Genomic DNA, 19,838 nt, shown 5'->3' with positions numbered 1-19,838 from the left:
AAGACGTCGCCCCGGGAAGACCCGGGGCTGCTGCGCATGGAGACGTCCATGCGGGCGCGGCATTCAAGCACGAGTGGGAGTCGGGCGCGCGTAAGCGGCCGACGAGGCTAGCGGTTGAGCTTGTTCAGCTCGTTGCGGCAGTTGTTGCACAGTGACATCTGCTTGCGATCGCAGTCCTGTGGCGTCTGGGCGAAGAACATCACGCACCGAGAGTCCTCACAGTAGGACAGCCCCACCAGGTGTCCCGCCTGATGCACGGCCTCCACCTGCAGCCGGCGCCGGAGCTGCTCGCCGTCGGCGCCCTGGCGCAACCGGAACAGGCTCATCACGGCGCTCTTGGACTCCCGGTCCGCCTCGCCCAGCACGAAGGGGGAGTCCGGCACGAAGAGGTCCACGTCCGTGACGCCCAGCACCATGGACTGCCCCGGCTCCAGCAGCGTCACCAGCCGGCGCATGATGGCGTTGCAGTGGTACTGACCCCGGTCCTTGTTGAAGGCGTAGGCAGGGGCCGGCAACGACTGCTTGCTCACCACCGAGGAGAGGCCGAGTTGCAGCGAAATGGGGCCCTCTAGCTCCCTCAGGAGCACCGGTGTCGGGCTACCCAGGGGAACCAGGAGGAGCACCTTCTGCGGCTGCGGCATCGGCCCACCGTCCTTGAGAGAAGAAGGGTGGCTGGGGCGCAAGGATTCGAACCTTGATAATCAGATTCAAAGTCTGACGTCCTGCCATTAGACGACGCCCCAGCAAGATCGCACGTTTACAGCTCGTCACGGGATTGTATGCCATCCAGCGGGAGGCGGAAACATTTCCGTACATCGGTCGGCTGGAAGACAGCGGAGGGAGCCAGCGGCCACCCGCTGTGTCCCCTACTCTTCACGTCAGGTGCGGGTCGGCGACCGGCCGGGACCAGGACGGGGCGGACGTACCAGACAGGTAGGAACCCACCGAGGAAGCGGGCAGCTCCAGGACGAAGGTAGCCCCCTCGCCCGGCTGGCTGGTGACCTGAATGGTACCGCCATGGGCCTCGACAATCTGCCGGGTGAGGAAGAGGCCGAGCCCCAGGCCGCCATACTCCCGCGAGGGGACCGCCCGCTCGAAGCGGCCGAAGATGCGCCCCAGCGCCTCGGGGGAGACACCAATGCCCTGGTCCTCCACGATGAGCCGGGCCATGTCACCCCCCTGCTCCACCTGAATCCCGATGGGCCGGCCGGCGCCGAACTTCACGGCATTACCCAACAGGTGGGAGAGGGCCTGCTCCAGCCGGTTCCGGTCCCACAGACCGGTGACGTGTGGCTGGAGGGACAGGGACACCGCGCAGCCGGCGCGTCCCAGGTCCTCGGAGAAGCGCTCCACCACGTCCTGCACCAGCCCGCCCAGCTCCAGCGGCTCGCGCTCCAGCTGCAGCCGGCCGGTGTTGAGGCGCCCCACGTCCAGGAGGCTCTCCACCAGCCGCCCCAGGCGCGACACCTGCCGGGACACCGAGTGGAGGCGCGCCAGGAGTGGCTCGGCGTCGGGACTCTGCCTCAGCGGACGCTGCAGGCTCTGAAGCTGCAGCTTGAGCGCGGTGAGCGGAGTGCGCAGCTCGTGGGCGGCGACGGTGATGAACTCGTCCCGGATGTGGACCGCGGCCTGAAACTGCCCCAGCAGGCGCGCGTTCTCCAGGGCGAGCGCGCAGTGATGCGCCAGGTCCTCGGCAAAGGCCAGCGAACGCAAGCGGACCAGGTGAGTGTGTCCGGCCTGCACCAGCGCCAGGCCTCCCAACAGGCGACCTCGGTGCTGGATGCGCGCCAGTACGCAGGCCCCCTCCGGACCGAGCTGCCGCTCCGAGGGCCTGGCCAGCGAACGCAGCGCCTCGCGCAGCCGCTCCTCCACCTCCCTCGACAACCCCGTTCGCGCCGCCGGGACGAGCCGACCGTCCTCGTCCGCCAACCACACGACGAAGCCGGAGAACAGCTCGGGCGCGAGGAGCCGAGCCACGCGCGGCAGGGTCTCCTGGGGGTTGAGCGACTCGGCGAGCACCGCACCGGACTCCGCCAGCAGTCGCTGCTCCCGCTCCACCCGCCGACGGTCACACACCAGCGCGGCAAGGATGAGCGTGGACAGGCCTGCCACCGCGAGGAAGAGCTGCACCGAGAGCACGCGCTCGGGAATCGTGGCATCCATCACGCCGAAGGGCCCTCGTCCCGCCGCAGTGTGCCAGACAGCGAACGACCCCAGCACCATCGTGGCGGTGGCCGCCCCCCGAGGCCCCAGCCGCAGCGTCGACCAGAGGACGAAGGGCAGGCACAGGTAGGGCATCGACAGGGCGATGCCCCGGGGCGCGGGCCCGCCAAAGGCGGCATGGGCCACGAGCGCCAGCAGCACCATCGTCCCGAGCAGCTCGACATCCTCGCGGAAGCGCCAGGTCCAGGGCCGCCGGGCCGCCCAGGTGAGCAGCAGGGGCGCGACCAGTATCCCCCCGAGTCCATCGGAGAGGTACCAACCCAGCCACCCCTGTGCGAAGGCCTCGCGGCTCAGGGGAGCGGGGCCAAAGAGCGCGACGGCCCCCATGCCCAGCGTGGCACTGAGCAGGGGGCTGAGCAGGCCTCCGGCGATGAGCAACGCCACCACTTCCCGAGGCCGGGAGAACGTCACCGGACCGTCCAGCCAGCGCCGCATCAGCCCTGCTCCCACCACCGTCCTCAGACAGTTGGCCAGCGCAAAGAAAGGAACCGTGCTCCAGGTGTCGCCATGGAGGTGCACCAGGACGGACTCCGCGGAGAAGACGGCGACCAGGTACAAGGGCCAGCGGCGCGGGTCCTCGCGCAGGAAGACGGCGAGCGTCAACCCGCCGGGGAGCCAGACCGAAGAGGCCGCCATGCCCGGGAAGAGGAAGAAATAGCTGAGCGACTTCAGCCCGCAGAAGGCCGCGAAGAGCAGGAGGGCACGCCACCACACTTCCCCTGGTAGCACCCGCGCCTTGCCCCGCCCCAAGTAAGCCATCGAGTTGTCCTCGGAAATAAAGGTATGCATGCGCAATCTCCGGCGGCCCGCGAAACATCCCGCTGGCGCCGATGACCTTCCGAGGAATTCCGACGCATGAAGCCCGGCATCTATCTGGCCCACAAACAAGTTGGCGCCACCAGCTTTTCCCTGGTGCAGGCCTTCATGGGCGAAGTGGAGGCCGCGGGCCTCACGAGGAAGCAGCTTCCCGTCTGCCACGGCGGCACGCTCGACCCCTTCGCCGAGGGCCTGCTGCTGCTCCTGGCGGGCCCCGCCACTCACCTGATGGACCTGCTGCACGCCGTGCCGAAGACGTACGAGGCCGAGGTCATCTGGGGCGTGGAGACAGACAACGGAGACCTGCTCGGCCAGGTCGTCCGTGAAGGAGATGCTAGTGAGCTGAACGCCGAGACGCTGGATGCCGCGCTCGCTCCCTTCCTGGGCTGGACGGAGCAGGTGCCCCCCGCCACCAGTGCCAAGAAGATAGGAGGCGAGCCAGCCTACAAGAAGGCCCACCGGGGCGAGGCCGTGGAGCTGCCCCCTTCGCGCGTCTACCTCCACGAGGCGCGCTGGCTCTCCCACGAGCTGCCCCGCCGCAGCCGTCTGCGCATCACCTGTCGCGGCGGCTACTACGTGCGAGCACTCGCCCGGGACCTCGGCCGAGCGCTTGGGTGTGGAGCCCACTTGTCCCGGTTGCACCGCACCGCCATCGGCCCCTGGAAGGACCCGGGCCCGGGAGCGCGCGTCTGGCTGCAGGGTCCAGAGGTGCTGCCCTGGTGCCCCTCACGCCTCATTGCGGGCGACGAGGTGAACGACCTCAAGCACGGGCGCTCCATCCCCCTCGGCGAGGTGCGGCCCCCGGACTGGCGCCTGCCCGAGGGCTTCCCGGACCCCGAGGCCCCCGTGCGAGCCCTGCAACGTGGCCGGTTGGTGGCGCTGCTCCGCGAGCAGGACGGACGCCTGAGCACCACCACTCCCCTCTGGCCCGGGCTGTGAGTTCGCGCGCCGTCACTGCACTCGCGAAGCCCGGTCCGCCCCTGTCTCCCGCTTCCACCGCTCGAAGTCCCGCGTCTCCACCGGCTCCGCCTTGAAGAGGCCCCCGGATTCGTAGCGGTTGCCGTCCATGCGCAACCCCGGCCTCTGCCGGCCCAACCGCACGAGCTTCTCCGTCCGCACCTCGTTGCCCACCACCTCCAGCTCCTGACTGGGCGCACCATTGGCTCCGAGCCCGAGCATCATTCCGTAGCCGTCCGTATCCTCGATGCGGTTGTCGAGGACTTGCACCTTGCGGGCGTTCTCGACGCGAATGCCGGCGCCGTCACTGCCTCCCGCGGAGGAGATGTCACGGATGCGGCGGGGGGTGAGGGTGTGCCCTGCCTGTAGGCTACCGCGCCCGAAGCGCCTCGGCCTCGCGCAGCAGCCCGACACAGCCCAGCCGCGAGAAGCCCTCCACCGCCTGCCGCAGGGACTCCTCGCACTCGGGGCTCCCCGGCGCCGCGGCGCGCCCCAGCTCGAGCCAGGCCATCGCCTCGTCGTAGGGCATGCCCATCTCCCGAGCCAGCCGCGCGCTGCGCCTCCACGCCGAGCGCGCACGCCAATTGTGGCCGAGCAGCCAGTGCATCCGCCCCGTGCAGCGCAGCGCCACCGCCCGCGACAGCGGGAAACGGACCGCGAAGGACGACAGCCGCGCGCACGCTCTCCGCGCCTCCTCGGCCACCGGCGGGGGCGGCTTGCCGGGCACCCGCTCCCGCTCCCACAGCGCCAGGTACACCCGCGCCGCGCCCTCGTAGCCGTGGCTCTCCGTGTACAGCATGGGCTGGAAGCACCTCGCCAGCACCATCACCTTGTCGGCCTCGTCCCGCGCCCGCTCCCACTCCTCGCGCTGCAGGTACGCCATGCCCAGCAGTCCGCCGCAGATGAGGTGCGAGAGCGGATCATGCTTGCCCTTCAACATGACGCTCGCCTCACGCAACAGCGGCATCGCCTCATCCAGCCGGCCGAGCGGCAGCAGGCTGCGCGCCATGGTGTACGTGCTCCACACCTCGTGCTGGAAGTGGCCCCGCTTCCGAGCGGACTCGCGCACCCCGGCGAAGCGCGCCAGCGCCTCCTCGAAGCGGCCCATGTAGTAGTCCACGTGCCCCAACAGCACCTCGGACAGCTCCAGCTCGCCCTTGTCCCCCAGTCGCCGCAACACCTGCTGCGCCTTGCCCGACTTGTCCGCGGCCAGCGTCCAGCGCGCGAAGCTCGAGTGGAACATGGACTCGAGGATGAGCCCGAAGGCCGTGGCGCTCGGGTCCTCCAGCAACTGCCCCTCGCCACGGGCGCGGCGGAAGTAGGCGCGAGCCAGCGCATTCAGCCGTCCCAGACCCGCGATGGAGCCGAGCTGCCCATACAGCCGCAGCACCTCCGAGTCGCGGCCCGCGCGCTCGGCCAGGTTCGCCGCCAGCAACGCGGTGGCCACCATGCGCATCGGGTCGTAGCGCCAGTAGTAGCACTCGGCCAGCCGCATCGCCGCGAGCGCCGAGGCTCCCAGCGACGCGCGTTCCTGCCGGTCCTCCTCACGCACCCACCGCCGCGGCAGCACCAGGTGCAGCACCTGCCGCACCACCTGCGCCAGCAGGAAGCGGCCCCATCCGCCCTCCGTCTCCGGCAGCGGCTGGCCTAGCTCCTCCATCGCCCGCAGGCAGTGCGAGATGCACGCCTCGAAGTCCGACAGCCCGTGCATGGCCTCGGCCAGCAGCCGCTCCCAGCGCGCGCGCCGGCTCCCATCCACCCGCACGCCCGTGTCGCGCCCGCGCTGCACTTCCAGCTCCAGCGCTCGGCGCAGGTACCCGGAGGCCTCCAGGTTCGCCCCCGCTTGCAGCGCGTGCGTCCCCGCCTTCTCCAGGTACTCGAACGTCCACACGTCGTCCTGGGCCAGCTCGAAGTGGTGCGCCAGCACCGGGTAGAGCGCCGGCGGCACCCCATCCTCCGCGTGGTGCTCCTCCAGGGCCATGGCCGCCGCGCGGTGCAGCTTCCGACGCCGCTCGGGGAGAATGCCCTCGTAGGAAATCTCTCGCAGCTTGTCGTGGACGAAGCGCAGCCGCCCGCCGCCGATGTCCTCCAGCACGTGCCGCGCGCGCAGCTCCTCCAGGGCCTCCAGCTCCTGCAAGTCCCCCAGCCCGGCGGCCACGGCCAGCACGTCCGCGTTCAACTCTCGGCCCAGCACCGCCGCCACCTCCAGCAGGCCGCGCGCCTCCGAGCCCAGGCCCTCCAACCGCCGGCCCACCAGGTCATGCATCGAGCCGGGCAGCGGCAGCTCCTCGTGCAACCGCTCCAGGGTGTTGCCCCCCGCCGCCACCTGCCACCGGCCGAAGACATCCCGGAAGAGCAGCCGCTCGTCGATGGCCGTGCGCAGGTACTCGGCCACGAAGAAGGGGTTGCCTGCCGAGCGCGTGGTGAGGAAGCGCACGAAGGAGTCCGGCGCCGAAGGCAGCGCCAGCATGTCCTCCACCATCCGCGCCACCATCGACTCGTCGAGCTGCCCCAGCGCCCGGTGCATCACCCCCGGGGAGGCCAGCAACAGCCGCAGCGCCGCGTCCAGCTCCTCGGTGCGGTAGGTGCCCACCACCAGCACGCTCGACTCGCCGAGGAATCCGGACTGCAAGAAGTCCAGCACCCCCAGCGACAGCTCATCGGCCCACTGCAGATCGTCGATGACGAGCAGCAGCGGCTCCTTCTCGCAGAAGGCGGCGAGCGTCTCGGCCAGACAGCGCATGACGCGCTCTCGCGCGGCCTGGGGTGGGAGCCGGGGAGGCTCGGGCCAGGCGTCCTGTCCGGGCAGCGCCGCCAGCGCGGGCTCGTAGCGGGCCAGCAGCCGCCCGCGCTCGCCCAGCAACCGCTCCGTCGCCTCCAACCCTCGTTGCCGACACTCGTCGGTGATGGCCTGCAACAGCGGCTTGAAGGCGTGAAGCGGCTCGCCGTAGAGCTGCTCGCCCGAGCCGCCGCCGGAGAGCGGGAGACAGCCACCGGTGACGACCCGGAAGGCCGTCCGACTGGCGGACACCGCGCACTCCATCACCACGCGCGTCTTGCCCGCGCCGCTCTCGCCACCGATGAGCAGGCACCCTCCGCCGCCATCCCGAGCCCGCGCCAGACGCTGCTCCAGCTCCGTGAGCAGTTGCTGACGCCCTACGAACTCCGGCCGGTAGAGGTACGGCCGCGGTGTCCCCGGAGGCGGCCGGGGCAGCTCCTCCGCGCCCAGCTCGGCAAGCACGGCCCCCACATCCGCGGCGTAGCCGATGCGCTCGCGGGCCATCTTCGCCAGCATGCGCTGCACCAGCGCGTCCAGCTCCGACGGCACGCCGCACACCCACTCCGACAGCGTGAAGGGCTGCTCCTGCAGGTGCCGCCGCAGCACCTCCCAACCCGAGCCCGGGAAGGGCGGCTGCCCCACCACCAGCTCATACAGGATGCAGCCCAGCGAATAGAGGTCCGCCCTCGCATCCACCAGCCCGCCCTTGATCTGCTCGGGGGCCATGTAGACGTAGGAGCCCTCCATGCTGCCGGAGACGTCGAGCGACTCGCGGCCCAGGGGCCCTCCGAAGGCGGAGGCCAGGCCGAAGTCCACCAGCACCGGCGTGCCGTCCGCACGGACGACGATGTTCTCCGGCTTGAGATCTCGATGGACGATGCCCTCGCCATGGAGGAAGGCCAGCGAGGAGCACAGGCGGCGCGTGAGGGTGAGCACCTCGCCCAGCCGTGTTTGGGCGGCATCCCGCCGCTGCTCCTCCGGGGGAGGGCCGTAGGCGCGGAACGAGACTCCCGAGGGCGAAGCGCGCGGGGACTCCGGCGTGGAGACGACCTGGGTGACGACGTCCGTCACCGTGCGCGGATCACGCTTCCACAGCTCGTCGACGTAGCGCCGCAGGGTGAGCCCCTCGATGAGCTCCATCGCGTACCAGGGCAGCCCGTCCTGGACGCCCTCGGCGAGCACGCGCACCACGCCCGGGTGCTGGATGCGCCGCAGCGCGTGAATCTCCCGGCGGATGCCCCGCAGCATGGCGGCCTCCGGCACCCGCACCGTCTTGAGGGCGACCCGCTCGCCCGTCTCCTCGAGACAGGCGCGGTACACCACTCCCATCCCCCCCGAGCTCAACTTCCCCAGGAGGCGGTAGGGACCGATCCTTCCCTCCTCCGACTCCTGGAGCTCCGCGGCCGACATGGTTGGTCACGAGACTCGCACGGTTCGGTCTACCCCTCCAAGCCAGGCGCCTCCCGAGGGAAGCGACCGCCTGTCTCCCTGCTTATGGAACAGTCCAGATTGGGATGACTTTTGAAGTAACCCCCTCCATCCCACCGTGACCCATTCGTCACATTGAAGGTGAACGTGACAAATCGTGCGCGAAACGTCACCTCGTGACCCGGTTGTGAAGGGCTCGTAAGGAGGGCGTGACGCAGGGCGTGATGAACTGTTGCGGGGGGTGCACGTAGCTGAAACGTGACGTCGCTATACGGCTGGACGTCATGTTCGAGACCTTCGACAGCGCCACGGACGTGCAGTCGGCCCGCCGGTTCGCGCTCTCTGGCGTCGCCTCCATCGGGGTGTGCGGCCTGCTCGTGCTCACCGGGATGGTGGTGGGCAACCAGGTGAGGGAAGTCATCAAGGAGAAGAAGGTGGACGTGGTGTTCCGTCCGCCGCCTCCGCCTCCCCCGGTGGTCGAGGTGAAGCCGGCCCCGCCGCCTCCACCCCCGCCGCCCAAGCCCAAGGCGAAGCCGCCTCCTCCGCCCACCGTCGCCGCGCCCGCGGCCATGGTGGCCCCCAAGGAGATTCCGGTGGAGAAGCCGCCCGAGGCCGACGCCGAGCACGCCGTGGCCGCGGCCCCCGTCGCCGTGGGAGGCACGGGCCAGCTCGTGGCGGGCGCAATCGTCACGGGCGTGGACAGCCCCGGCGTGGCCGGTGGCACCCTGCGCCCCAGGCCCATCAACCTGCCCGAGGCCGCCACACCGCCCAAGGAGCTGAGCTCCAACCTGCTGCCTGAGTTTCCCTCCGACATGCGCGCGAAGGGCCAGGAGGGCATGGTCATCCTCAAGCTCGTCGTCGAGGTGGACGGCCGCGTCAGCAACATCAAGGTGATGCGCGGAGAGGAGCCCTTCGTGGGCGCCGCCATCGCCGCGGTGAGGACGTGGCGCTACGAGCCCGCGCTCGTGGACGGCCAGCCCACCGCCGTCTTCCGCATCGTGAAGGTCCCCTTCCGCCTCAAGTAGCTCGCAACGCCTGTCTTTCCCGCCGGAGCCCCCCAGATGAACTTCAATCTGATTGAGATCTACCACCACATGGGCTTTTTCGCCCGGTGCATCGCCTACACGCTGGTCGCCTTCGCGCTGGCGTCGATGGTCGTGTTCTTCGAGCGACTGCTCTACTTCTTCCGCTCGAAGGCGGCGGACCGGAAGTTCGCGGCGCGCGCCGGCAAGCTGCTGGAGTCGCAGCAGCACGAGCAGTTCGTCATCGAGGCCTCGACGGCGAAGGCGAGCAGCCTGGCGAAGCTGCTGGGCGGTGGCGTGAAGACGTACCTGGCCAAGAAGGCGGCGCCGCAGGGCAAGCTGGGCGCGGTGGAGCTCACCCGGAGAGACCTGGAGCGCATCTACGAGCGCGTCACCGCGGACGTGCGTCGCGGCATGAGCGTGCTGGCGTCGGTGGGCTCGGTGGCCCCGTTCGTCGGTCTGCTCGGCACGGTGGTGGGCATCATCGAGGCCTTCGCCGGTATCGCGAAGACGGGCTCGGGTGGCCTGGGTGCGGTGTCCGCCGGTATCGCCGAGGCGCTCGTCGTCACGGCGCTCGGCCTGCTGGTGGCCATCCCCGCGGTGCTGATGTTCAACTTCCTCACCACCCGCGCGGACGCCCTGCTGCTGTCGCTGGACCTGGCGCGCAAGGAGTTCATGGACCACCTGGAGGACGTGCACGGCGTGGTGGCTCCCACGGTGCGCGGCGAGGGCGCGGTGGCCCTGGACGTGGAGCGCGCCACGCGCAAGGAGGGTATCGATGTCCGCCCGGCGTAGCGGTGGGCTCGTGCCCGAGATGAACGTGACGCCGCTGGTGGACGTGGTGCTCGTCCTCCTCATCATCTTCATGGTGGTCACCCCGCAGCTCGAGGCAGGCGCGGCGGTGGAGCTCCCCGCGGTGGTGAACCCGGACAAGGGCGAGGACAACTCGCTCACGCCCACCACGGTGAGCCTCACCGCTCAGGGCGCCTTGTTCGTGGACAAGAAGGAGGTGCCGAAGGACCGGTTCGCCGAGCAGCTTCGCGCCGTCCACGAGAAGGACCCCGAGGCCCGCGTGGTGCTCAAGGCCGATCGCGCCGTGCGCTACGCCGAGGTGCGCGGTGTCTTCAAGACGCTGCAGGAGATTGGCTTCCCGGGCATCTCGCTCCAGGTCGTCGACCTGAAGAAGGGCCAGGAGTGAACCGCCATGGCGTTTGATCTCGGTGGTGGCAAGGCCGGCATCCGCCCGGCGATGAACGTGACGCCCCTGGTGGACGTGGTGCTGGTGCTCCTCATCATCTTCATGGTCGTCACCCCGCTGATGACCAAGCAGATGTGGATGGATGTGCCGGGCAAGGCGGACGAGCAGACCGAAGTGGCTCCGCCTCCTCCGGGCGCACTGCCTCCCGTGGTGCTCACCGTCACGAAGGCGGGCGCGGTGCAGATCAACCGCGAGGATGTACCGCGAGACCAACTCGTGGCCCGGCTGCAGCGGATGATCAACGCGCGCCCGGACAAGATTGTGTTCTTCGACGCGGAGAACGACGTGCCGTACGGAACGGCCATGGAAGTCATGGACCTGGCACGCGGCGGGAACCTCACCGTCGCCGTGGTCCCCGACGCCGTCGCCGAGCCCTCGGCGCCGTGACCTGAAGTCTTCATTCCGTTCTCCCCCTTTTCACCTTCCATCCATTTCGTTGCCACGGGCGTCGCGTTCTCTACGCGCGCCTGTCGGTGAGGTGCACCCGTCTTGTCTCTTCGTCTCCATTCCATTCGCGCCGCGCTGGCGGCGCTCGCACTGTTGGCCGCGCCTGTGATGGCCCAGGCGCCTGCCTCCGAGGATCCCGCGCCTCAGGTTGAGGCGGACTCAACCCCAAACCCTCACCCCGACCCTCTCCCAGAGGGAGAGGGAGGAGTGGGGGCACAGGAGACCACTGCTGACGTGGCCACTGAGGAAGTTGCCACGGATGATGTGGCCGAGGACGAGCTGATGGCTGAGTCGGCCACGCCGCCCCCGGGCTTCACCGGCATCTATGGACAAGTAACGGACGCCCAGACGAAGGAGACGCTCATCGAGGCCACGGTGAAGGCCGTCACCGGCGGGCAGAAGAGCGTGCTGACCGACGTCGACGGCAACTACCAGCTGGCCCTGCCGCCCGGGAAGTACGACCTGCGCGTCTTCTATGACGTCTACGAGGGCCGCCGCATCACCGGCCTCGTCGTGGAGCAGGGCAAGGCCACGAAGTTGGATGTGCAGCTGAGCGCCGACGCGGGCGCCGTGCAGGAAGTCGTCGTCGAGGCCCGCGCGGACCGCCGTGCTGAGGGCGCCATCCTCCAGGAGCGCAAGAAGGCCGCCGCAGTGTCCGACGCCATCAGCTCCCAGGAGATCGCCCGCACGCCAGACTCGAGCGCCTCGGACGCCGTCAAGCGCGTGGTGAGCGCCACCGTGGTGGGCGGCCGCTACGTGCTGCTGCGCGGCCTGGGCGGCCGCTACTCCACCACCCTGCTCAACGGCGCCATCCTCCCCAGCCCCGAGCCGGACGAGCAGGCCGTTCCGCTCGACATCTTCCCGACGACGCTGCTGGCCAACCTCAACATCCTCAAGAGCTACACCGCGGACCTGCCCGGCACCTTCGCCGGCGGCGTGCTGCAGATCGAGACCAACAACTACCCGTCCCAGTTCGAGCTCAAGCCGCGCATCAGCTTCTCGGGTGACACGCAGAGCACCTTCCGCGATCGCACCTCCTATAACGGTGGCACGCTCGGCTGGCTGGGCTTCGACGATGGCACGCGCCAGCTGCCCGCCTCGGTGCCGCGCAATGGCCCGCTGCTCGCCGGCCGGGGTGGCCTGACCAGCGCGGACGTCAACCGCATCACCCGGGACTTCCCCAACACCTGGGCGCTGAGCACGGCCCGGGCCCTGCCCAACATGACACTGGGCGCGTCCATGGGTGACACCCTGCGCATCCAGAACCAGCGCCTGGGCTACCTGGCCAGCGTCAACTACAGTCACCGCGAGGGCGTGCGCATCAGCGACATCATCCGCCCCGAGGGCGATGCCGACGGCACCGGCGTCATCGTGGACCAGGTGGGCCGCAGCGTGGAGGGCACCGAGAGCGCCAACCTCAGCGGCCTGTTGAGCGTGGGCTACCAGCCCGAGCGCAACCTGGACCTGTCCTTCTTCTCGCTCTTCACCCGCACCGGCGAGAGCCGCGCCCGCGCCATCCGGGGCGAGGAGCCCAACGGCGAGCCCAACAGCCGCAGCACCGCCGAGTTCGTCAGCCGCATGCTCACCTTCAACCAGCTGCGCGGCTTCCACCGGCTCAACGTGCTGGGGGACATGGAGCTGGACTGGCAGGCCAACTTCTCCAACGTCCAGCGCGACGAGCCCGACACCCACAGCATCTCCTACCGCCAGACCGAGTCCGGCGAGATGCGCTTCAAGTCCGACCCGGGTGGCGAGCGCTGGTACAGCACGCTGAACGAGTCCTCCTTCGGCGGCAGCCTCAACGCCACCGTCCCCCTGTCCGGCGTGCGCGTGCGTGCGGGCGGCCTGGCTCAGGGCTCGGTGCGCACCTTCGGCATGCGCCGCTTCCGCTACATCTACGCGGGCGGCAACCTGCCAGTGCTCAGCCAGGACCCGGACCGCATCTTCTCCGCGGACAACATCGGCAACGGCATCGAGATGCAGGAGTCCACCCTGCCCGAGGATGGCTATGACGCCCAGCTCGGCCTGTTCGCCGGCTACGTCAACGCCGACGTGAGCCTCTGGGAGCCGCTGCGCTTGGTGGCCGGCGTCCGCTACGAGGCCAGCTTCCAGAACCTCACCACCGGCACCGACTACTCCATCGTCGCCTCGCAGGCCAAGAACACCCGGCAGAGCTACGGGGACGTGCTGCCGGCCCTCAACCTCATCTACGCGCTCGGCCCCCAGGTGAACCTGCGCACCGGCTACAGCTACACGCTGGCCCGGCCCACCTTCCGCGAGCTGGCCCCCATCCTCTACTTCGACTTCGTCCGCGGCCGCGCCGTCACCGGCAACCCGGAGCTCGTCGAGACGCGCATCCACAACGTGGATGCCCGCGCCGAGTGGTTCCTCGGCGACAACGAGGTGCTCGCGGCCAGCGCCTTCTACAAGCGCTTCCAGAACCCCATCGAGCAGATCATCGTCACCCCCGCCCAGCTCGACCTGAGCTTCGACAACGCGCCGGCCGCCACCAGCTACGGCCTGGAGCTGGAGTCGCGCGTGGGCCTGGGGCGGCTGACGCCGGTGCTCGAGTCGCTGCGCGCGGGCGCCAACCTCACCCTCACCCGCTCCGAGGTGGACCTGGGCACCTCCGCGCCCCTGCAGACCAACCAGCAGCGCCCCCTGCAGGGCACCTCGCCGTACGTGCTCAATCTCAACCTCACGTGGGCCCGCCAGCAGTCCGGCACCGAGCTGACGCTGCTCTACAACGTGTACGGCGAGCGCATCGCCGAGGTGGGCACCCAGGGCCTCCCCGACGTGCTCGAGCGGCCCTTCCACCGCGTGGACCTCGCGCTCAGCCAGCAGCTCGGAAAGAACGCGCAGCTCAAGCTCACCGCCACCAACCTGCTCAACCAGTTCATCGTCCTGCAGCAGGGTGACCTTCAAGTCTTGAAGTACCGCCCGGGCGTCGCGTTCTCCGCGTCGCTCGGCTGGAACCTGTAGTCCCTTCCCTCTGAAAGGAAGTCACGCAATGAAGATGTCCCTGAAGATGGCCCTCCTCAGCGGCCTGGCGGCCTGCAACCTCACCGCGTGCGACCCGGACGATGGGAACCCGGATCCCGATCCGACTCCGACGGGCGAGCGCATCGAGGTGTCGGCGAAGATCTCCGCCGACACCACGTGGACGGCCAACAACGTCTACGTGCTCAAGGACCACATCTTCGTGGAGAGCGGGACGCTGACCATCGAGGCGGGCACCCGCATCGAGGGCACGGGCCGCAGCTCGCTGGTGGTCACCACCGGCGGCAAGCTCAACGCGGTGGGCACCAAGGAGAAGCCCATCGTCTTCACCGCCCCCACGGACGCGGGCAAGCGCCTGCCGGGCGCCTGGGGTGGCGTGGTGATGCTGGGCAAGGCCCCCATCAACGTGTCCAGTGGCAACGCGCAGATCGAGGGCTTCCCCGCGACCCAGCCGGGCATCGTCTACGGTGGCAACGACGAGGCGCACAACTGCGGCACCCTCAAGTACGCCCGCATCGAGTTCGCCGGTTTCAAGCTGACGGACAACAACGAGCTCAACGGCCTGACGCTGGGCGGCTGCGGCACGGGCACGCAGGTGGACTACGTGCAGGTGCACAAGGGCGCGGATGACGGCGTGGAGATGTTCGGCGGCACCGCCAACCTCAAGCACATCCTCATCACCCAGCCGGACGACGACGGCCTGGACTGGGACACGGGCTACCGCGGCAAGGTGCAGTTCCTCATCGTCCAGCAGAACGCGGACGTGGGCAACATGGCCTTCGAGAGCGACAACAACGCGCAGCAGGCGGCCACCGCCGTCCCCCTCTCCCAGCCCGAGGTGTGGAACGTCACGCTGATCGGCTCCAACGCGGACCCCACCAAGGCCGGCAAGCTCCAGGGCGGCATGCACCTGAAGAACGGCACCGGCGGGAAGCTCAACAACGTCATCATCGCCCACTTCGCCGACCTGGCGGTGGACATCGACAAGACCTCGACCGTCACCCGCTACGACAACGGTGAGCTGTTCATCAAGAACAGCATCTTCTGGGACAACAAGAACGTGGCCGACGGCAACACGCTCGGCGCGGATGGCACCGACAACGACGGCGCTTTCGACGAGGGCTCCAAGTTGCTGGAGTCCGCCACGGGCAACCGCATCGCCGACCCGATGCTGACCGCGGCCCTCAATCTGGACGCGCCCAACTTCGCGCCGAAGGCCGGTTCGTCGGCGCTGGATGCCGCCAAGGCGGGCTCGCCCACCAACGATGGCTTCTTCGACACCACCGCGAAGTTCGTCGGCGCCGTGGGCACCGAGGACTGGACGGCCGGCTGGACCGCGTTCCCCAAGGAGTAGTCACACGCAATACGAGGAATGCCGCGCCCGGAGCTGCCTCCCGGGTGCGGCCCCATCGCCCGGAGGTTCGTTCTTCTGACGGAGGGGGCTCCGGCAGAAGCCGCGCCTCCGGGCGGTGTCTTTTCACCTCCGCATCGTGCACAACGGCAGCTCCACGATGAAGGTCGCGCCCCGCGCGGGCTCGCTCTCCACGCGGATGCGGCCTTCCATGGCCTCGACGATTTGCTTGGAGATGAAGAGTCCCAGCCCCAGGCCGCCGTAGTGCCGCTCCGACACTGCACGTCCGAATCGGGAGAACAGGCGCGGCACGTCCTCGGGGGAGATGCCGATGCCCTCGTCCTGGATCGTCAGCCGCACCCACTCGCCCTCCACCGCCACACACACGCGGATGGGCTTGCCCGCCCCATACTTGGCCGCGTTGGAGAGCAGGTTGACGAACACCTGGTCCAACCGCAGTGGATCCCAATACCCACGCACCAGCGGCGTGACGGGGAAGTCCACCTCGCACCCGGCCTGGGCGAACACCTCCGAGAGCCGCTCCATCACCTCGCGCAGCAGGTGGGTAAACTCCATCTCGACGGGCTCCAGCCCCAGCCGACCCGCGCCGATGCGGCTCACGTCCAGCAGGCTGTCCACGAGCGAAGAGAGCCGATCCACCTGCCGCACCGCTTTGGGGAGCCTCGCGCCGACGGACTCCCTGCATTCCGGCGTCAGGTACTTGTCGATGAGGGTGTGTTGAAGCTTGAGCGAGGTGAGCGGCGTCTTCAGCTCGTGGCTCGCGACGGAGAGGAACTCGTCCCGTAGACCCACGGCCTGCCGCGCCTCCTCGTAGAGCCGGAGGTTCTCCAGCGACATGCCCACCCGGTGGGCCAGCTCCTCCGCGAGCGCCAGGTCCTCCTCGTCGAACCGCCGCTGCGAGCCGGCCGCCGCCAGGATCATGATCCCGTGCACCTTCCCGCCCGCCCTCATCGGAACGGTCATCACGGAGTGAGCATCCAGAGTGTTCATCAGCTCCAGGTGCTCGGGGCTGACAGCGAAACGCTGGCGGGTGGCCTGGTTGAAGTCCCGGAAGAGCGCCGACTTGCCGGTGTGGATCCCTTCTAGCAATGGGCTCGTCCCCGGCAGCTTGGGCATGAAGCGCAGGACCGCCTGAACGAGTGGCTCGCGGGACGGCTCCCGGTGCGCCCCGGCCACGCGCGGCAGCGCCCCATCCGGCTGCGTCACGCCGATGATGCAGTAGCTGCAGATGGAGGAAGCGGAGAGCCGGGCCACCTGCTGGAGGATGTCCTCTGCCCGGTCCAGGCGATCCGCGAGCAGGCGGCTGGCCTCCGAGAGGAAGCGGGCACTGGCCTCGGCCCGCTTGCGATGGGTGATGTCCAGCACCGTGCCATTGAAGCGAACGAGCTGGCCCTGGTCATCGAACCAGGCGCGCCCCTGGGAGAACAGCCATCGCTCGACACCACCCCGGACGCCGATGACACGGTACTCGATGCCAAAGCATCCACCGCTCTCTGGGCTCAAGGTCCGCTCGATGACCTGCCGCGTGCGCTCGCGGTCCTCGGGGTGAATGACGGAGAAGAACAGCTCGCAGTCCATCACCTGGCCCGGCGGGACGCCGAAGAGCTCCTCGGTGCGGTCATCACATAGGAATTGGTGAGTAGCCGGATTGTAGTCCCAGGTACCGATGGCGGCCGAGGCGAGGGACAACCGCAGCCGCTCCTCACCGATGCGGAGAGCCTCCTCGGCCTCCTTGCGCTGGGTGATGTCGAAGAAGGACGACACCACGCCCAGGGGACCGTCACCATCGGGGACAGAGAGCAGTAGGGCGTTGATGGACAACCAGACCCGCGTGCCATCCGGGCGCACCACGCCCATCACCTTGTCGAGCTGGGAAACACCCGTGCGCAGGGCGAGCATGGCCGGGTGCTCCTCTCCGGGATAGGGGCTGCCGTCTTCCTTCACCGCACGCCAGCGGGGATCCGCGCTCGTGCGGCCCTGCAACTGGTCCTGAGTGAGGCCAAGCAGCCGGGAAGCCGCTGCGTTGGAGAACTCGATGGCCCCCGACGGGTCTTGGACGACGATGCCCTCGCTCAGCGCGGCCATGATGCCCCCCAGCCGCGCCTCGCTCTCGCGAACAGCCTCGCGTGCAAGCCCCGGCTCGAAGAGCTCCTCCAGATACAGGCAGAGTCCCACCACCTCCGCGCCGTCGTGTAGGGGATGGCAGCTCACCCGGCCCCATTCCAGCTCGTGCCAGGTGAAGGGCTGGCCCGTCGCGAGGACCTGCTGGGAACGCCAAAGGACGTCTTGGGTGGCTTCTCCCGGAGGAAGTACATCGGCCAGGGGAATGCCCGACCAGATGCGGGCGCGTAGGCAGTGAAGCTCGGCCAGGGCCCGATTGAAACGCACCACCTGGAGCTCCCGGTCCACCAGGGCAATGCCAATGGGCGCGTTCCACAGCACCTCCAGCTGGAGCGACTCCAGATCGAACCGTGGGGCCGGCTCCATCAGGGCCCCATTCATTCCCGTGTTCCTCTGTCCATCCAGCCACCCCCAGCGGTAACAGCCACCGACCCGGCCCGAATGCCCTGGGCCTCCTCAACCGCCAGAACACGGAGTCACCTCCCTCGGGCGCGCTCCCGGAGCCCAGGCGTCCCAAGGAGCGCTCCAGACTCCCAGACGAAGTGTCTGACACCCTCTGACGAAGTGTCTGACGAAGAGTCTGACACCCTGTACGGGACCCGCAGAACGGCCCGTGCGGCTATCCTCGCGGAGCATGAGCCGCCCCATCTTCGTCGCCGCCTGGTTCTCGCCCTGGTCGGAGCGGGCCCGCTTCGCGCTCGACCACCACCGCATCAACTACCGGGAGGAAGCGTATGTCCCCCTCCTGGGCGAGCCGCTGCTCCGGCTGCGCACCCGGGTGTTCCGCGGCCCCCTCTCGGTGCCCGTGCTCTTCCACGACGGACGCGTCATCCGAGACTCCGTGGAGATCGCCCAGTATGCGGACAGCGTGGGCACGGGAGCGCCACTATTCCCCGCGAGCGCCAGCGCGGAGATCGCCCGCTACGTGGAGCTCGCCACCGGGCTGATGGAAGCATCGCGAGCGCTGAGCATGCCCCGGATGGCGCAGAACGAGGCCGCGCAGCGTGAGAGCCTGCCCTCGTTCATGCCCGCACCGCTCCGCTCGGTGCTGCTGCCGCTCGCCGGGATGGGAACGGCGTACATCGCTCGGAAGTACCGCCTGGACTCGCACAATCCGAACGAAGCTCGGGCGGCAATCCGGCGGGGCCTCGAACGGCTCCAGGCAGATCTCCGTGGGCGCGACACGCTGCTCTCCGACTTCACCTTCGCCGACATCGCCATCGCCGTCGCGCTGACCATGGTGCGGCCGGTGGAGCACCCTGTCCTCCCTCTCGGCCCCGGAATGCGCGCGGCCTTCACCGAGCCGGCCCTGGCGGAGGAGTTCGGAGACCTCCTCGCGTGGCGGGACAAGCTCTACGCCGAGCGTCGTTCCGCGCCAGGGACTGCGCGTGCTTGACCCGCGCTTCGCCTACGAACAGTTCGTCCGGACGGACGATCGCACCCGGCTCTGCCGCGAGCTCGAGCAAGTGCTGACCGAACGACTCCGATCGGCGCCTGCTCCCGACGCGGAGGGGCACAGGATGGCAATGGAGCTGCGGGAGCTTGGTCACGATCTCTGGAGCTTCGACGAGTCCACCCATTTTCAGGCCTGGTGTGGGAACTGGTCGAACCCGTCGCGCCCCACCGAGCTGATCGTCGAGTTCACCTACCGGGACGAGGAGGCGCCACGAACGGTGTCGGTGACCTTCCGCGACCGTGAGCCGGCCTGAGCGTCTAACGGATGGAAGCCGCCCTCACTCCACGTGAAATTCGAGACTCCTCACGTGCTACCCGTGAGCGACGAACCCGGGTGGAGATGACCCGGGAGAGAGAAGGAGCCCCGGCCTCCCTGGGAGGGGCCGGGGTGGAGTCCCTCTCCGCCGCTCGGACTCAGGCCGCCACGGGGCGGGCGACCACGGGCGCCTCGTCCGACTCGAGGGCGGCGGCGGTGACGGCCTCGGGCTGGCTCCCATCGGCGAACAGCGGGGCGCTCGGACGCGACTTCGGCGGACGACCCCGACGCTTCGGCGCCGACTCGTCATTCTGCGCGGGAGCCTCAGTGGCCACGCCACCATCCGCACGCGCCAGCTTGCGCCCGGCCCTCGGCAGGCTGATGGCCTCCAGCTTCGTGCTCAGCTCCGCGTCCTCCTCGGCGAACACCCGCGCGTACGCCAGCGCCCGCTGGCCCTTCTGCACCAGCGCCTCCTGGCCCTCGGCCAGTACCTGACGTGCCGCCTCCAGCGCCGCCTGCGCCTTCGCCACCGCCTCGGCCTGCGCCCTCACCCGGCCCGCCGCCTCCTCCAACACCTCCGCGTCCACGTCCGGGAACTTCACCTCGGACAGCTCCGTGGAGAACACCTCGAGCAGCGCCCGCATCGCGGGCGAGATGGGATCATTTTCCGTCGCGTCGAACATGGGCAGGGACTCCCCTCCAGC

At 69.3% G+C, this 19,838-nt stretch carries 15 protein-coding genes and 1 tRNA gene; 9 read left to right on the top strand and 7 right to left on the bottom strand.

Features of this window, described 5'->3' with window-relative positions; all coding sequences use genetic code 11:
- Positions 1-107: 107 nt before the first annotated feature.
- From OV287_RS02140 to OV287_RS02130, 3 genes are all read right to left on the bottom strand, one after another.
- On the bottom strand, positions 108-641 hold the full coding sequence (locus OV287_RS02140; RefSeq protein WP_267532284.1) for a non-proteolytic archaemetzincin-like protein: 534 nt from the start codon (positions 639-641) through the stop codon (positions 108-110).
- A gap of 28 nt (positions 642-669) precedes the next feature.
- Positions 670-743: transfer RNA gene (locus OV287_RS02135), tRNA-Gln, on the bottom strand.
- Positions 744-873: 130 nt separating this feature from the next.
- On the bottom strand, positions 874-3,012 hold the full coding sequence (locus OV287_RS02130; protein ID WP_267532283.1) for a sensor histidine kinase: 2,139 nt from the start codon (positions 3,010-3,012) through the stop codon (positions 874-876).
- Between the two features lie 66 nt (positions 3,013-3,078).
- Between OV287_RS02130 and truB the strand changes: the two genes are divergently transcribed.
- A complete protein-coding gene (gene truB / locus OV287_RS02125) occupies positions 3,079-3,978 on the top strand; it encodes a tRNA pseudouridine(55) synthase TruB (RefSeq protein ID WP_267532282.1) in 900 nt (299 codons plus the stop codon).
- 12 nt (positions 3,979-3,990) lie between these two features.
- Here the strand turns inward: truB and OV287_RS02120 are convergent, their stop codons facing one another.
- Both OV287_RS02120 and OV287_RS02115 read right to left on the bottom strand, forming a co-directional pair.
- Positions 3,991-4,266: a hypothetical protein gene (locus tag OV287_RS02120; RefSeq protein ID WP_267532281.1), complete on the bottom strand. Its 276-nt coding sequence runs from the start codon at positions 4,264-4,266 to the stop codon at positions 3,991-3,993.
- Positions 4,267-4,366: 100 nt separating this feature from the next.
- Positions 4,367-8,185, bottom strand: a complete 3,819-nt coding sequence (locus OV287_RS02115; RefSeq protein WP_267532280.1) for a serine/threonine-protein kinase — start codon at positions 8,183-8,185, stop codon at positions 4,367-4,369.
- A 302-nt stretch (positions 8,186-8,487) separates the two neighbouring features.
- Between OV287_RS02115 and OV287_RS02110 the strand changes: the two genes are divergently transcribed.
- From OV287_RS02110 to OV287_RS02085, 6 genes are all read left to right on the top strand, one after another.
- On the top strand, positions 8,488-9,228 hold the full coding sequence (locus tag OV287_RS02110; RefSeq protein WP_267532279.1) for an energy transducer TonB: 741 nt from the start codon (positions 8,488-8,490) through the stop codon (positions 9,226-9,228).
- A gap of 36 nt (positions 9,229-9,264) precedes the next feature.
- Complete coding sequence (locus tag OV287_RS02105) at positions 9,265-10,020, top strand: MotA/TolQ/ExbB proton channel family protein (protein WP_267532278.1); 756 nt, start codon at positions 9,265-9,267, stop codon at positions 10,018-10,020.
- Positions 10,004-10,423, top strand: a complete 420-nt coding sequence (locus OV287_RS02100; protein ID WP_267532277.1) for an ExbD/TolR family protein — start codon at positions 10,004-10,006, stop codon at positions 10,421-10,423. The genes OV287_RS02105 and OV287_RS02100 overlap by 17 nt, the downstream gene beginning before the upstream one ends.
- 6 nt (positions 10,424-10,429) lie before the next feature.
- Positions 10,430-10,870: an ExbD/TolR family protein gene (locus OV287_RS02095; RefSeq protein ID WP_267532276.1), complete on the top strand. Its 441-nt coding sequence runs from the start codon at positions 10,430-10,432 to the stop codon at positions 10,868-10,870.
- Positions 10,871-11,164: 294 nt separating this feature from the next.
- A complete protein-coding gene (locus OV287_RS02090) occupies positions 11,165-13,912 on the top strand; it encodes a TonB-dependent receptor (protein ID WP_267532275.1) in 2,748 nt (915 codons plus the stop codon).
- A 28-nt stretch (positions 13,913-13,940) separates the two neighbouring features.
- The gene (locus tag OV287_RS02085) at positions 13,941-15,284 is read left to right on the top strand and encodes a beta-helix domain-containing protein (protein ID WP_267532274.1); all 1,344 of its coding nucleotides are present in this window, start codon (positions 13,941-13,943) and stop codon (positions 15,282-15,284) included.
- Positions 15,285-15,407: 123 nt separating this feature from the next.
- On the opposite strand, the gene OV287_RS02080 is transcribed toward OV287_RS02085, so the two are convergent.
- Positions 15,408-17,804, bottom strand: a complete 2,397-nt coding sequence (locus tag OV287_RS02080; RefSeq protein WP_267532273.1) for a sensor histidine kinase — start codon at positions 17,802-17,804, stop codon at positions 15,408-15,410.
- Between the two features lie 253 nt (positions 17,805-18,057).
- Here OV287_RS02080 and OV287_RS02075 point away from each other — a divergent pair, with 253 nt between their 5' ends.
- Both OV287_RS02075 and OV287_RS02070 read left to right on the top strand, forming a co-directional pair.
- Positions 18,058-18,819 (top strand): glutathione S-transferase family protein, encoded by a 762-nt coding sequence (locus OV287_RS02075; protein ID WP_267532272.1) that lies wholly within the window; start codon positions 18,058-18,060, stop codon positions 18,817-18,819.
- Between the two features lie 124 nt (positions 18,820-18,943).
- Complete coding sequence (locus OV287_RS02070) at positions 18,944-19,132, top strand: hypothetical protein (protein ID WP_267532271.1); 189 nt, start codon at positions 18,944-18,946, stop codon at positions 19,130-19,132.
- Positions 19,133-19,292: 160 nt separating this feature from the next.
- On the opposite strand, the gene OV287_RS02065 is transcribed toward OV287_RS02070, so the two are convergent.
- Positions 19,293-19,817: a hypothetical protein gene (locus tag OV287_RS02065; RefSeq protein WP_267532270.1), complete on the bottom strand. Its 525-nt coding sequence runs from the start codon at positions 19,815-19,817 to the stop codon at positions 19,293-19,295.
- Positions 19,818-19,838: the final 21 nt, after the last annotated feature.

It is taken from the genome of Archangium lansingense, assembly GCF_026626635.1.
GTDB classification, from domain to species: Bacteria; Myxococcota; Myxococcia; order Myxococcales; family Myxococcaceae; genus Archangium; species Archangium lansingense.
The sequence above is the reverse complement of the archived record's forward strand: the minus strand, read 5'-3'. Positions and strand labels throughout refer to the sequence as shown.